Origin of the sequence: Ensifer meliloti (genome assembly GCF_030064585.1) — a bacterium.
Lineage (GTDB): Bacteria > Pseudomonadota > Alphaproteobacteria > Rhizobiales > Rhizobiaceae > Sinorhizobium > Sinorhizobium meliloti.
The window spans coordinates 848,849-862,005 of sequence record NZ_CP120365.1; the positions used below are offsets into that span (position 1 = coordinate 848,849).

The following is a 13,157-nucleotide window of genomic DNA, read 5'->3' on the forward strand; positions in this document are numbered from 1 at the left end:
AAAAAGCCGGCTGCCCGTGTGAAACGAGCAGCCGGCTTTTTGTTTTTCGGAAAGAGCACTTACCGGGTGCCGTCAGTTGGCGGCCTTGGCGACCCGTTGGCCGGCTCCCTGTGTCGCGTTGACTGCGTTTGCAGTATCCTGTCCTGCGCCGCGGATCGTATTTGCGCAGGAACTCAGGGCTGCCAGCGCTATCAGAACGGCTCCGATGGTCGCGATGGATTTTGTCGTCATGACCGTGATTCCTTTGTGTTGATGCAAGGCGGAATAAAGATGGAAAACGCAACGTCGGCAAGAGAACGTGCACAACCGAAGAAAGTTCATGTCATTGGTTGCGGCGCGATCGCGCGCGAAATTCTTGCCGTCTGCGCGGCCAACGGGCTCGACCACATCGAGCTCAACTGTCTGCCGGCCATCTGGCACAACACGCCGGAGAAGATCACTCCGGGCCTGCGTGAGGCTATCACCCGGGCGCGCGCCAACGGTTTCGAGCGCATCTTCATCGCCTATGCCGATTGCGGCACCGGCGGGCTTATCGACCGACTCTGCGAAGAGGAAGGGGTGACGCGCATCCCGGGTCCGCATTGCTACTCGTTCTTCGCCGGAAACGCGGATTTCGCAGCCCGCTGGGACGATGACATCACAGCTTTCTTCCTGACGGATTTCCTTGCCCGGCAGTTCGAAGCCTTCGTCATCGAGCCGCTCGGCCTCGACCGGCACCCGGAACTGCGCGACATGTATTTCGGCCACTACCGCAAGCTCGTCTATCTCTCCCAGCAGGAGGACGCCGCGTTGCAGGAAAAGGCCCGGCGCGCCGCCGTTACTCTCGGGCTCGAATATGAGTACCGTTATACCGGCTATGGCGATCTTACGACATCCCTGATCGAGGTTTGATCCGCTCTCTCCGGTCCCGGCACTCACGCCTCGTCGGCGGTGCGATGGCCCCGCGATCCTTCGGGATCGTGTGCAGGGCACAGCTTAAGGCTGTGCTAACGTATCGACGGCATATTTCCTGCGCTGACCTGCCGCGCAGCGCACCTCAAATCCCATCTGGCGCAAATTCTTGTCGCGATCCGCTGATGTGTAACGTGAAATCTGAAAAAGGGGCGCTGTCGAGCGCCGAGCACAAGGGACGCATCGTCGTGGTGACCGCCGGAGGCGACAATGCGAACATCATGATCAACGCATTGGCTGCGCGCTTCACGAATGTTGCAATTTTGCAGGAGGAGCCGGAATCGAAGGCGCTCTTCGTCAAGCGGCGTGCGCGCAAACTCGGATGGGTAATGGCACTCGGGCAACTTGCGACGATGTTCGTCTCCCGCATCGGCAAGCGCTTCACCCGGCGTCGGGCAGCCGAGATCCTTCGCGAGAATGATGCGTCCGCCGCGCCCAACCGGACGGTGCCCGTCCACCGCGTTGACTCGATCAACGACGCTGACGGCCATGCAATGCTTCAGCTACTGAAACCCGCCGTCCTCTTCCTAATCAGTTGCCGCATGTTGAAGCCGGAAACGCTTGCTGCCGTCAATTGTCCGATTCTGAATTTCCATGCCGGCATCAACCCGCAATATCGCGGCTTGATGGGAGGCTACTGGGCGCTGGCCAACAACGATCCCGAGAATTTCGGCGCGACCGTTCATCTCGTCGACGAAGGCGTCGACACCGGCGGCATCCTCTATCAATCGCGGCAGGCGCCGCGCCGCGCCGACACGATCCACACCTACCCCCTTCTCCAGACGGCCGCCTCAACCGACATCGCCATCCGTGCGGTCGAGCACGCCCTTGCCGGGAAACTGCGCCCGATCGCCATCGCGGCCCCGTCGCGGCAGTGGTACCATCCCCCGGTCTGGACTTGGTTCTGGAATGGCCTGCGGCACGGCAGGTGGTAGACAGAGGGACCTGCCTGCTACTGCGCCCCCGCGCTCAAGACCCGATGGGTCGCCCGGTCGACGGCATGGCCAGTTTGCGTGCTGTCTTCCCTGAATCCCCGTGCCGTGTTGGCGCAGGACGAAGCGAAGATCAGGATTAGAACTGCAATTACGGTCTTCGACATGACACCCTCGGAGACAGCCCGGCAATCCAAGAAAAGATGATGCATGCCTGCGAGAAATCAAGCGTGGTGGGAATCTTGTCTTTAGCCGACAGATGAGAGAATATTAGCTATTCCTCATGTCAAATCCGGTGATCGGAGAACGTCATGACCGGCAGATCATCGATCGTCGCAGCCGCGCTCGCCCTTTTGACGATGGCAGGCTGCATGAGCAGCCAGTCGGCCCGGAACAGCAACAGCCCTCAACAAAGCGGCGGCTCCGGTAGCGGCAGCATGGGCGGTTCCGGCGGCGGCAGCTCCGGCTACTGAGCGGATCTCGGTCGGATCTGAAGTCATCGTCCGGTGAAAGAAGGACCGGCTGTCCCTCCGTGCGTTGCCGGAGGGACAATGCTCGACGACCTCAGTAGTAAGGCGAATAGCACTGCTGTCTTGGGCCGCCATAGGGCTGGTAGGAATTGTCCGCAGCGCGGTACGAGCGGTAGCGGTCATAGCACCAGTTTACGTGGCTGGCAGGCAATCCCGGCGCCGCATAGCGTGGCTCTGCGTAACGCGGCTGGGCGATGGCGCCGCCGATGATCATACCGGCACCGAAGGCTCCCAGTGGATACCACCAGCCGTCGTTGTGCCGGCGGTAACCGTGGCGGCGATAGTTGTAGCCGCGATGCCCGTTATACCAGCCGTGTCGATGGCCGTGCCGGCGCCAGCCGTGCCGCGGGCGATGCCGGTGACCATGCCAGCCGCGGTGGTCGACCATCTGCACGTCGCTCGTCTGCGACACCGGAACGGTTGGGACGGGCATGGCTTGCGCAGGCGCATAGCCGGTGAAAGCCGTCACAGCCGCGAGGAACAGGATCCCAATTTTCTTCATCTCCACACCTATCTGTTCGAATAGGTCAGAGCTTTTGCCGCCGGCCAGGTGAACGCGCAGTGAATGCAAGATTCATGATATTCTTAAGGACCATCTGAAGGGCCGGTGCACGCGTGTTCCCGGTCCTTTGTCGCCGCCGATGAGGCAGGCATTTCGCCGCGCCGGCGCAAGCGGCGCGCTCCGCGAGCGCAAGGTTCGGATGCGTGATTGTGCAGCGTCGTTTTTGGACATATCGGACGTCGTGGCAAGGTGAGCCACGGCGCGTGGACATGCGCATTGTCGCCCTTATAGGAGAACAGGAATCCGATGGCAGACCGCATTATCGTCTACTGGCGCGATATCCCCGCGCAAGTCATCATCAAGCAGGGCCGCAAGACCGCCAAGCGCGAGCTCTCGCTGCGCTTCACCGAGGCGATCGACATGTGCGCCATGCGCACCGGCGCCGCCGAGACCGACGACTACCTTGCCGAATGGCGCAAGGCCGATCCCGTTCCAGTCTCCGACGACCTCGAGGCGGAAGCCGACAGGGCGGCGGCCGAATTGGAAGCCGCCTATGACCGGGAGCGCCTCGTCGCACTCGTCAAGGCCGGAGGCCGCGACAATGCCTGACCCGAAGGTCGTGACCGGCAACGCCCAGTCCGCCAGGAAGGCGGCGACGGGCGCCTATACACCCCAGGGCGTGTCGCCCAGCCGCCGCTCGCGCCACAAATACACGGTGCGTCTCTGGGCCGTACGCAATTCGCGTTTCCTCGAGTGGTTCTACAACCGTTTCGCCGACATGTTCCTGCTTCTCCATCCTCTGTGGAACGCAATTGGCTACAACCGGGTTGAAAGGCCCGTGACCTTCGTCGAGCGCCACGTCAAGGGCTTCCTCTTCGACTGTCGCATGTGCGGGCAGTGCGCACTGTCCTCAACCGGCATGTCGTGCCCCATGAACTGTCCGAAGCAGCTCAGGAACGGTCCCTGCGGCGGCGTACGCGCAAACGGCAATTGCGAAGTCGAGCCGGACATGCCCTGCGTCTGGGTGCAGGCGTGGAAGGGCTCGCAGAACATGGTGAAGGGTGATGCGATCATGAACGTGCAGAAGCCGGTCAACCAGTCGCTGCGCGAAACCTCGTCCTGGTTGCGGGTAACGGCCGAGGCCGCGGCCGCCCGCGAAGCGGCGAAGAAGGAAGGCCCGCAGCAATGAGCCCGGACATCAATCCCCACGATCCAGGCGCTCCGCTCGACCCCCTGCCCGGCCATTCCTCGCGCGGGCGGTTGGAGCGCGTGCTGCGCCGCGGCGAGTTCGCAGTGACGGCCGAGCTCAATCCGCCGGACAGCGCCGATCCCCAGGACGTCTACGAGCGCGCGGCAATCTTCGACGGATGGGTGGACGGCATCAACGCGGTCGACGCTTCGGGCGCCAACTGCCACATGTCATCCGTCGGCATCTGCGCGCTCCTGACGCGCATGGGCTATGCGCCGATCATGCAGATCGCCTGCCGCGACAAGAACCGCATCGCGATTCAGGGCGACGTGCTCGGCGCCTCGGCCATGGGCGTCCAGAACATCATGTGCCTCACCGGCGACGGCGTGCAGGCGGGCGATCAGCCCGGGGCCAAGCCGGTTTTCGATCTCGACTGCATGTCCCTGCTCGAGACGGTCCGCATCATGCGCGATAATTCCAAGTTCCTTTCGGGCCGCAAGCTGACGACGCCGCCCCAGGTATTCCTCGGAGCAGCGATCAACCCCTTCGCTCCGCCCTATGATTTCCGCCCCTATCGCCTCGCCAAGAAGATCGAGGCCGGCGCACAGTTCGTGCAGAGCCAGTATTGCTTCGACGTTCCGATGTTTCGCGAATACATGAAGAAGGTGCGCGATCTCGGTCTTCACGAGAGGTGCTACATCCTGGTGGGCGTCGGGCCGATGGCATCCGCCAAGACTGCCCGCTGGATCCGCTCCAATGTTCCGGGCATCCACATTCCGGACAGCATCATCAAACGGCTCGAGGGCGCCCAGGACCAGAAAAAGGAAGGTAAGCAACTCTGCATCGACATCATGAACGAGGTGAAGGAGATCGAGGGCGTCTCCGGCGTCCACGTCATGGCCTATCGCCAGGAGGAATATGTTGCCGAAATCGTCCATGAATCAGGTGTCCTGAGGGGCCGCAAACCCTGGACGCGCGAAGCCGCGCCGACCGACGCGCTGGTTGCCGAGCGGCTGGAACATATCCGCGAAGGCAAAGAGGAAAATCAGCAGCAGATGGCCGAGGCCGCCGCGCACCACCCGCATTGAGACAAAGCCGTGAATCGGCGGCTTTAGCAGAGGATAACCGGCGCTCCTGCTCGTCCAGCGCCTTACAAACACAGAACGGCCCTATTACATAGGCCAACGCTCAAGGTTCAGAGGATCTTATATGACCCGCACCATCGTCGCCTCCGCCACACGCGAGATCATCATCGGCTTCGACCAGCCCTTCTGCGTCATCGGCGAACGCATCAATCCGACCGGCCGTAAGAAGCTCGCCGCCGAGATGATCGAGGGCAACTTCGACACCGTGATCAAGGATGCGCTGGAGCAGGTTGCCGCCGGCGCGACGATGCTCGACGTCAATGCGGGCGTGACGGCCGTCGACCCGAACGAGACCGAGCCGCCGCTCCTCGTCAAGACGCTGGAGATCGTTCAGGGCCTCGTCGACGTGCCGCTGTCGATCGACAGTTCGGTTACCGCCGCCATCGAAGCCGGCCTGCGCGTTGCAAAGGGCCGCCCGCTCGTCAATTCGGTGACCGGCGAGGAGGAAAAGCTCGAAGCGATCCTGCCGCTCTGCAAGAAATACGACGTTCCGGTGGTGGCGATCTCCAATGACGAGACCGGCATTTCGATGAACCCGGACGTCCGCTTCGCGGTCGCCAAGAAGATCGTCGAGCGCGCCGCCGATTACGGCATCAAGCCGCACGATATCGTCGTCGATCCGCTCGTCATGCCCATCGGCGCACTGGGATCTGCGGGCCAGCAGGTCTTCGCGCTGCTTCGCCGCCTTCGCGAAGAGCTCAAGGTCAACACCACCTGCGGCCTCTCCAACATCTCCTTCGGCCTGCCGCACCGCCACGGCATCAACGCCGGCTTCATCCCCATGGTTATCGGCGCCGGTATGACCTCGGCCATCATGAACCCCTGCCGTCCGCAGGAGATGGAGGCGGTTCGAGCCGCAAACGTGCTTAACGGCACCGACCCGAACTGCACAAACTGGATCATGACCTATCGCGACCACAAGCCGGCCGAAGGCGGCCATGCCGTTGCTGCTGCGGCAGCACCGGCGGGTGCCGGCGGACGGCGCGGCGGACGCGCGGCGCGCGCCGGCGTCGCACGGGCGGAGTAAAAATGGCCAAGCACCACTCCTTCGCCAGCGACCTGGCGGCACTCTGGTTTCAGGCTCCGATGGTCATCGCCGCGCGTACGCAGGCCATGGCCGTCGCCGCTATCACCGGCTCGGCAACCGACTATGTCGAGGCAAGCCGGATGGTGACTGAAAAAATGGCGGCCGTCGCCGAAAGCGTCGTCGCCGCCAATGTCGCCCTGGTGAAGGAAGGAATGAATGCGGCCGCGGCACTTGCTGCCGGAAAGCCGGGCTCTGCCGCCGCGCACAACCGGATAGCGGCGGCCGCAGTTCGGCCCTATGCCAAGCGCGTGCGGGCAAACGCCCGCCGGCTCGCGAAATAAACTGCTGGCGAGACAGAAAATGTTGAACGTGCCCTCGAAGGACGAAAAGAACGATCCGCTGGTGCTCTTCATGCCCTCCGGCAAACGCGGCCGTTTCCCCGTCGGTACGCCGATCCTCGACGCCGCACGTTCGCTCGGGGTCTATGTCGAAAGCGTCTGTGGCGGCCGCGCCACCTGCGGACGTTGCCAGGTTTCCGTCCAGGAAGGCAATTTCGCCAAGCACAAGATCGTTTCGTCCAGCGACCATATCTCGCCGATCGGTCCCAAGGAGCAGCGTTACGCGAGCGTGCGCGAATTGCCGGACGGGCGGCGGCTGTCCTGTTCGTCCCAGATTCTCGGCGATCTCGTCATCGACGTCCCGCAGGACACCGTCATCAACGCGCAGGTGGTGCGCAAGGCCGCAAGCGATCGTGTAATCGAGCGCAACGCGGCGGTGCAACTGTGCTATGTCGAGATCGACGAACCGGACATGCATAAGCCGCTCGGCGATCTCGATCGGATGAAGGCCGTCCTGGAAAAGGACTGGGGTTGGAAGGACCTTCTGATCGCCCCCCACCTGATCCCCCAGGTCCAAGGCATATTGCGCAAGGGCAATTGGGCCGTGACTGCGGCGATCCACCGCGACATGGACTCCTCCCGTCCCTTCATTGTCGCTCTCTGGCCGGGATTGAAGAACGAGGCCTATGGCGTCGCCTGCGACATTGGCTCGACGACGATCGCGATGCATCTCGTATCGCTGCTCTCCGGACGCATCGTGGCCTCCTCCGGCACATCGAATCCGCAGATCCGCTTCGGTGAGGATCTGATGAGCCGCGTCTCCTATGTGATGATGAATCCGGATGGCCGCGAGGCGATGACCAAGGCGGTCCGCGAAGCGTTGAACGGCCTGATCGGCAAGGTCTGCGCTGAGGGCGAGGTCGACCGCCACGACATTCTCGACATGGTCGTCGTCGCCAATCCGATCATGCATCACCTGTTCCTCGGGATCGATCCGACGGAGCTCGGACAGGCGCCATTCGCGCTGGCCGTATCCGGCGCCTTGCAATATTGGGCGCACGAAATCGACATAGAGGTCAATCGCGGCGCGCGCCTTTATATGCTCCCCTGCATCGCCGGCCATGTCGGAGCGGACGCCGCGGGTGCGACGCTTTCCGAAGGGCCGCATCGTCAGGACAAGATGATGCTGCTCGTCGATGTCGGCACCAATGCCGAGATCGTGCTCGGCAACAGGGAGCGCGTCGTCGCCGCCTCATCGCCGACCGGCCCGGCCTTCGAGGGGGCAGAGATCTCCTCCGGTCAACGAGCCGCACCCGGAGCGATCGAGCGCGTCCGCATCGATCCCGAGACGCTGGAGCCGCGGTTCCGGGTAATCGGCGTCGACAAATGGTCGAATGAAGAAGGCTTCGCCGAGGCAGCTGCAGCAGTCGGTGTCACAGGAATCTGTGGCTCGGCGATCATCGAAGTCGTCGCGGAGATGTACCTCACCGGCATCATTTCGCAGGACGGCGTCGTCGACGGCGCTATGGTCGCGAAGAGCCCGCGCATCATCCCGAACGGCCGCACCTTCTCCTATCTGCTCCACGAAGGCGAACAGCGCATCACCGTGACGCAGAACGATATCAGAGCGATCCAGCTCGCCAAGTCGGCGCTTTATGCCGGCATCAAGCTGCTCATGGAGAAACAAGGTGTCGATCACGTCGACACGATCCGTTTTGCCGGTGCCTTCGGCTCGTTCATCGATCCGAAATATGCCATGGTGCTCGGCCTGATCCCCGATTGCGACCTCACTGAGGTGAAGGCGGTCGGCAATGCCGCCGGCACAGGCGCGCTGATGGCGCTCCTCAATCGCGGTCACCGCCGCGAGATCGAGCAAACAGTGAGGAAAATCGAGAAGATAGAGACGGCGCTTGAATCGAAGTTTCAGGAGCATTTCGTCAACGCCATGGCGATGCCGAACAAGGTGGATGCCTTCCCGAAACTCGCCGAAGTGGTTACCCTGCCGGCGCGCAAGTCATTGACCGATGACGGTGGCGAAGGAAGCGGCCGCAGGCGGCGACGCAGCAGGGAGTAGTCCGTCTCACCGCTTCGAATAGCCGAACCTTGTGTCGACGGCCAAGGAGATCCGATGAAAAGCGGCTGCAATCCTGGACGGATCGTCATCCTCAACGGGGCGCCGCGATCCGGCAAGTCGAGCATAGCCGAGGCGATCCAGGAGACATTCGACGGACCATGGATGAACCTTGGCGTCGACGCCTACATGGAGCGAGTAATGCCTCGCCGCTACCTGCCGGGTATCGGGTTGCTGCCCGGCGGTGAATTACCTGAAATCGAAGCGCTCGTACCTCTCTTCTACGCTGCCCTCTACGAGTCCGTTGCCGCGCATAGCCGGCTGGGTCTGAACGTTGTCGCCGATGTCGGGCATCACGACGCCTATGGCGAACCGCGCCATATCCTTCCCGACTGCGCTCGCCGGCTTCTCGGCCTTCCCGTCCTCTTCGTCGGGGTGCGGTGTCCGGTCGAGACGATAATGGAGCGACGCAATCGCGGCCAGCCCGGTCGCGAAGGCGGTTACCTCACCGGTAGCGAGGCGGAGCCTGTTCCGCACCAGGTGCTCGCATGGCAGCGAGAGGTGCATCGCCCCGGTATCTACGATCTCGCAGTCGACACGTCCATGATGACGCCTGACGAATGCGCCGCGCTCATCCGCAAGCGGCTCGAAGCAGAGCCCATGGCTCCGACGGCATTCCAACGGCTGGCCAGAATGGCCAGCATTTCGCAGCCGGATTAAGGTCTGTTGAGCTTCGGGATACCCGCCGCGGCCTGCTTGATTTTCTCATCCCTACGCGTCCGAGAACCCGCGTGAACTCAAGCTGCTGCCTTCTCCACATAGGACGCCAACAGGCCGCCCCAGCCATTCTCCGAATCGAAAATGCCGCGCATTTCCTTGGCCTTCACGCCGTACTTTTCAAGATGGCGGTGCTCGAGAATGACGGTTGTGCCACCTTCCCCATTTGCCTCGAACACGACCTCCACTTCGGTATGCAGGCCGGGATCGTAGTCGAAATCGGCGTTGAGCTGCCAGTCGAAGAGAATTCGGTTCGGTCGGTCGCAAGCGATGACACGCCCCCACTCGCACTCCTCTCCCGCGTTGCCGATCTCGTACCAGCGGCCACCCGCGACGGCCTCCACCACAACCGTCTTTTGGCCGGACTGCGTGAGGCTGTGGCCCTTGATCCACCACGTCCCCATTCCGCTGACGAAAACGTCGAACGCCTGCTGCGGCGATGTACGCACCGTAACCGACTTGCGGACCGGTGCCGGCTCGATCATGTTCATGAGGTCCTCCTCCCGTGAGATCGCGATAAAGTTACTCTTCGGCTTCTTCGGAACGCTCGGCCCCCTCGGCCGCCTGCTTGAAAGCGGCGAGCTGATCGTCCCAGAATCGGTCGAGCCATTTCCTGAGCGGCCCCAGCCCGTTCGGATCGATCGAATAGATTCGCCGCGCACCCGACGGCACGTCGCGCACGAGGTGTGCCTCCTTGAGTATCTTCAAATGCTGTGAGATCGCCGGCTGTGAAACCGGCATCGCCCGGGCGATCTCGGCGACCGACTGCCGCCGCTCGGCCACCTTCTCGAAGATGGCACGGCGCGTTGGATCGGCAAGGGCAATAAAGGCTCTGTCCTGATCATAAGTCATAGCTTATTATAAGCCATAACTTATCATCGTCCACCCCAATTTCAGCGCGACGTTTGCTTCTCGGGTCGTTTGGCGGTCCCGGGAAGCCGCTTGCGCAATTATGCCGCCTGCATCCGCAGCTCGGCGAAGGCAGCCCGAACATGCTCCGCGACCGCCAGAACCGGCGCCGGCGCATCTTCGATGACCTTGAGGCCGATGTTGTAGTGGCCGAGATCCGGCAGGCCGTCACGCTCGCCGAGCTGGACCATCTCGCCCTGGACGAGGTAGCGCGGCAGCGGCGCGATCGCGAGCCCGGCGAGAACAGCCGCACGCTGTCCGGTGGTATAGGCGCTCAAAAAGGCGACGCGGAACTTGCGGCCCGCACGCGACAGCTTCTCGACCGCATCGGCACGCCAGACACAGCCGTCCTCCCACATGGAAACCGGAAGAGGATCGCGCAGATGCGCGTTCCCGCATTTCGCACCTGCCCAGACCAGTTTCTCCTGCATCAGGATTTCGGCGCCCTTGGCAGATTCCTCGGAAAGGCTGTTGAACACGGCGATGTCCAGGCGGTGCTCGTCGACCCGCTTGCGCATCGCGTTGCTCATGCCGATCGAAACGTCGATGGTGACGTTCGGATACGTCTCGGCAAAGCGCTTCAATACATCAGGCAGGATTCGCTCACCGACATCCTCCGGCGCACCGACCCGCACCACACCGTTCATGTCGGGCAACAGGAAGCGGGACACCGTCTCGTTATTGAGCGACAGAAGCCGCCGGGCATAGCCGAGCAGGAGCTCGCCCTTCGGCGTCAGCGACACCGAGCGGGCGTCGCGCAGGAACAACGTGCAGCCAAGCATTTCCTCGAGCTTCTTGATCTGCATCGAAACGGCCGAAGGCGTGCGGTAGACCGTCTCCGCGGCGGTCGTAAAGTTACCGGTCTCGGCAATGGCGACGAAAGTCTTGAGCACGTCCATCTCGAGCAGCGGAAGCGCGTGGCGCATCATCATGTTCATGGCGGCATCCTCGATCAGAAAAACTGAAAGATAGCTTAACTTCATTTCGTTTGATTGAACATCACGCATGCGCGATAGTCAAGCTGCAAGGGACGGAAACGCCCTGAACCAGAAGGAGAAGGCTATGTCCGCTCTGACGTTGGCGATCAATAATGGCGCCCCTCATGAAAGACCGGCCCCGAGCGCCGCACCCACCGGTCGGGCGCCCAGGCAGGCTCGATCCATCGATGAGGGGGACATCGTTCTGGCGATGCTGTGGCATGCCCGATCTCTTATTGAACTGATTGCCGAGCGGCGGCGTGCCGGCAATCTGGTCAGGAATCGGGTGGAAACACGCCGGCAATTGGCGAGACTTCCAGCCAGGGTGCGAAACGACCTGTTACCCGCGGAACAGCAGCCGATCAGAGCATCCGATAGAAAGGCGATAGCGGGCGAAATCAATCACGATGTTTGATGAATTACATCAAACATATTCGTTTGAATGATCAATCGCGTTGCACCATAACGTCCATGGTCGCGACCTTTTGAGGAACTCAGAAGGAACCAGCAATGTCTATGAACGAGCATTCGTCATCCGCTTCGAGCCAGGGTCTTGCAGCCCTGCCCGGACTTTTCAACCTGCGGGCCCGTGCCTGGGCAGCGTGGAAGCGGCACCGCAACGAACGTGTCCTGGAGAACCTCTCCTACGACACGTTGAAGGATATCGGCTTCCCCTCCGTCGATGATGCAGTACATAAGACGGACCAATGATTAAAGACTGCAGATGCCACCCTCCCGGCATTGACCGCAAGACCAAACTATAAGGGCATTCCCGCAACGGAATGCCCTTCTTGTTTCGAGGAGCGCTAAACAGTCGCTGTCAGCAGTGCTCCCTACTCGAAGAATCCCTTCGGCGTCTTGCCCTTCAGAAATGGTTCGACGAACGCATGAAGCAACTCGGGCTGGCTGATGACGGCGGTATGCGACGTCGCCGGGAGGACGGCAAGGCGCGAGGCGGGCAGCGGTTTGCCCATGTCGCCCATGACGCCCCCGCCGAGCAGCCGGAACAGAGCGACCGAATGTTCGAGCGTCGCCACGTCCGCATCGCCGGTGATGATCAAAACCGGGGTTTTCAGCGCCCTGACGTCCGCTTCCCATGCCATCGGCTCCTTCTCCAGCGCGATCAGCTTCCTGACGAGTTCGGGAAAACCGTCGGGATTGGCCGCGAGCTTGCGATAGTCCTCGGCAAACGGCATGTTGACGAACATCTCGACCGACATCTGGGGAATGAAGGCCTTGAACGCCGGCTGCCAGCCCTCGGCATCATAGGCGACGGAGGCGGCGGCGAGCTTGTCGACTTTTTCCGGGTGGCGAATGGCAAGCTGCAGACCGGCAGCCGCACCCATGGAGTAGCCGAAGACATCGGCCTTTTCGATCTTCACGGCATCCATGAAGGCCGCGACATCATCGGCCAGATTGGGATAGGTGATCGGCCGGTCGATATCCGTGGTGCGGCCGTGGCCCTGGAACTCGATCGCATAGACCTTGTGGGTCTCGGCGAGCTTCGGGATGATCGTACCCATCGAGGGGATGTTCATGTAGGCGCCGTGCAGCACGATGAGCGGGTCGCCCTCGCCCGAGACTTCGTAATACATTTCCATGCCGTTGACCTTGACCCGATTGCCCGCCGGTTCGGATCGGGCAAGCGTGGCGCCCGCAACAAGCAGGGTCGCGGCAATCAGTGCGATGCGGAACATAGGTCTTCTCCTCGGTTTGCGGCCGGCCTATGCCGGTTTCGATGATAAGACGAGCGGGGCTCCCGGTCTCCGACATTGATCAACGCAATTTTTTTCAGCAATGCGCGCGGCC

General features: G+C 62.0%; 19 protein-coding genes. 12 read left to right on the top strand and 7 right to left on the bottom strand.

What is annotated here, in order from left to right:
- Window positions 1-72 precede the first annotated feature (72 nt).
- Window positions 73-231 (bottom strand): entericidin domain-containing protein, encoded by a 159-nt coding sequence (locus PZL22_RS11110; RefSeq protein WP_003530686.1) that lies wholly within the window; start codon window positions 229-231, stop codon window positions 73-75.
- Between the two features lie 39 nt (window positions 232-270).
- On the opposite strand from PZL22_RS11110, the gene PZL22_RS11115 reads away from it, so the two are divergent.
- Both PZL22_RS11115 and PZL22_RS11120 read left to right on the top strand, forming a co-directional pair.
- Window positions 271-891: a DUF1638 domain-containing protein gene (locus tag PZL22_RS11115; protein WP_003530684.1), complete on the top strand. Its 621-nt coding sequence runs from the start codon at window positions 271-273 to the stop codon at window positions 889-891.
- 185 nt (window positions 892-1,076) lie between these two features.
- Window positions 1,077-1,886 (top strand): formyl transferase, encoded by an 810-nt coding sequence (locus PZL22_RS11120; protein WP_003530682.1) that lies wholly within the window; start codon window positions 1,077-1,079, stop codon window positions 1,884-1,886.
- 17 nt (window positions 1,887-1,903) lie between these two features.
- Here the strand turns inward: PZL22_RS11120 and PZL22_RS11125 are convergent, their stop codons facing one another.
- A complete protein-coding gene (locus PZL22_RS11125) occupies window positions 1,904-2,050 on the bottom strand; it encodes an entericidin (RefSeq protein ID WP_033048769.1) in 147 nt (48 codons plus the stop codon).
- A 144-nt stretch (window positions 2,051-2,194) separates the two neighbouring features.
- Between PZL22_RS11125 and PZL22_RS11130 the strand changes: the two genes are divergently transcribed.
- Window positions 2,195-2,356 carry a hypothetical protein gene (locus PZL22_RS11130; RefSeq protein ID WP_003530680.1) on the top strand — a complete coding sequence of 54 codons (162 nt, stop codon included), beginning with the start codon at window positions 2,195-2,197 and terminating at the stop codon, window positions 2,354-2,356.
- A gap of 91 nt (window positions 2,357-2,447) precedes the next feature.
- On the opposite strand, the gene PZL22_RS11135 is transcribed toward PZL22_RS11130, so the two are convergent.
- The gene (locus PZL22_RS11135) at window positions 2,448-2,915 is read right to left on the bottom strand and encodes a BA14K family protein (RefSeq protein ID WP_033048767.1); all 468 of its coding nucleotides are present in this window, start codon (window positions 2,913-2,915) and stop codon (window positions 2,448-2,450) included.
- Between the two features lie 306 nt (window positions 2,916-3,221).
- Between PZL22_RS11135 and PZL22_RS11140 the strand changes: the two genes are divergently transcribed.
- From PZL22_RS11140 to PZL22_RS11170, 7 genes are all read left to right on the top strand, one after another.
- Window positions 3,222-3,524 (top strand): virulence factor, encoded by a 303-nt coding sequence (locus tag PZL22_RS11140; RefSeq protein ID WP_003530676.1) that lies wholly within the window; start codon window positions 3,222-3,224, stop codon window positions 3,522-3,524.
- Window positions 3,517-4,104 (top strand): methylenetetrahydrofolate reductase C-terminal domain-containing protein, encoded by a 588-nt coding sequence (locus tag PZL22_RS11145; RefSeq protein WP_003530675.1) that lies wholly within the window; start codon window positions 3,517-3,519, stop codon window positions 4,102-4,104. Before PZL22_RS11140 ends, PZL22_RS11145 begins: the two co-directional genes overlap by 8 nt.
- Window positions 4,101-5,192, top strand: a complete 1,092-nt coding sequence (locus tag PZL22_RS11150; RefSeq protein WP_003530674.1) for a methylenetetrahydrofolate reductase — start codon at window positions 4,101-4,103, stop codon at window positions 5,190-5,192. The genes PZL22_RS11145 and PZL22_RS11150 overlap by 4 nt, the downstream gene beginning before the upstream one ends.
- Window positions 5,193-5,313: 121 nt before the next feature.
- Window positions 5,314-6,276 carry a methyltetrahydrofolate cobalamin methyltransferase gene (locus tag PZL22_RS11155; protein WP_003530670.1) on the top strand — a complete coding sequence of 321 codons (963 nt, stop codon included), beginning with the start codon at window positions 5,314-5,316 and terminating at the stop codon, window positions 6,274-6,276.
- Between the two features lie 2 nt (window positions 6,277-6,278).
- Window positions 6,279-6,617 carry a hypothetical protein gene (locus tag PZL22_RS11160; protein WP_003530669.1) on the top strand — a complete coding sequence of 113 codons (339 nt, stop codon included), beginning with the start codon at window positions 6,279-6,281 and terminating at the stop codon, window positions 6,615-6,617.
- 19 nt (window positions 6,618-6,636) lie between these two features.
- Entirely contained in the window at window positions 6,637-8,688 is a 2,052-nt protein-coding gene (locus PZL22_RS11165; RefSeq protein WP_003530667.1) for an ASKHA domain-containing protein, read from the top strand.
- 54 nt (window positions 8,689-8,742) lie between these two features.
- The gene (locus tag PZL22_RS11170) at window positions 8,743-9,405 is read left to right on the top strand and encodes a phosphotransferase-like protein (protein WP_284718651.1); all 663 of its coding nucleotides are present in this window, start codon (window positions 8,743-8,745) and stop codon (window positions 9,403-9,405) included.
- A 77-nt stretch (window positions 9,406-9,482) separates the two neighbouring features.
- On the opposite strand, the gene PZL22_RS11175 is transcribed toward PZL22_RS11170, so the two are convergent.
- The 3 genes from PZL22_RS11175 to PZL22_RS11185 form a co-directional block, all read right to left on the bottom strand.
- Entirely contained in the window at window positions 9,483-9,953 is a 471-nt protein-coding gene (locus PZL22_RS11175; RefSeq protein WP_003530665.1) for an SRPBCC family protein, read from the bottom strand.
- Window positions 9,954-9,984: 31 nt separating this feature from the next.
- Window positions 9,985-10,314 (bottom strand): ArsR/SmtB family transcription factor, encoded by a 330-nt coding sequence (locus PZL22_RS11180; RefSeq protein WP_003530664.1) that lies wholly within the window; start codon window positions 10,312-10,314, stop codon window positions 9,985-9,987.
- Between the two features lie 98 nt (window positions 10,315-10,412).
- Window positions 10,413-11,309 (bottom strand): LysR substrate-binding domain-containing protein, encoded by an 897-nt coding sequence (locus PZL22_RS11185; RefSeq protein WP_010969621.1) that lies wholly within the window; start codon window positions 11,307-11,309, stop codon window positions 10,413-10,415.
- A gap of 67 nt (window positions 11,310-11,376) precedes the next feature.
- Here PZL22_RS11185 and PZL22_RS11190 point away from each other — a divergent pair, with 67 nt between their 5' ends.
- The gene (locus PZL22_RS11190; RefSeq protein ID WP_003530662.1) at window positions 11,377-11,763 is read left to right on the top strand and encodes a hypothetical protein; all 387 of its coding nucleotides are present in this window, start codon (window positions 11,377-11,379) and stop codon (window positions 11,761-11,763) included.
- A gap of 95 nt (window positions 11,764-11,858) precedes the next feature.
- On the top strand, window positions 11,859-12,059 hold the full coding sequence (locus PZL22_RS11195; RefSeq protein ID WP_010969622.1) for a hypothetical protein: 201 nt from the start codon (window positions 11,859-11,861) through the stop codon (window positions 12,057-12,059).
- Between the two features lie 122 nt (window positions 12,060-12,181).
- On the opposite strand, the gene PZL22_RS11200 is transcribed toward PZL22_RS11195, so the two are convergent.
- Window positions 12,182-13,045 (bottom strand): alpha/beta fold hydrolase, encoded by an 864-nt coding sequence (locus PZL22_RS11200; protein ID WP_013844602.1) that lies wholly within the window; start codon window positions 13,043-13,045, stop codon window positions 12,182-12,184.
- Between the last annotated feature and the right edge of the window lie 112 nt (window positions 13,046-13,157).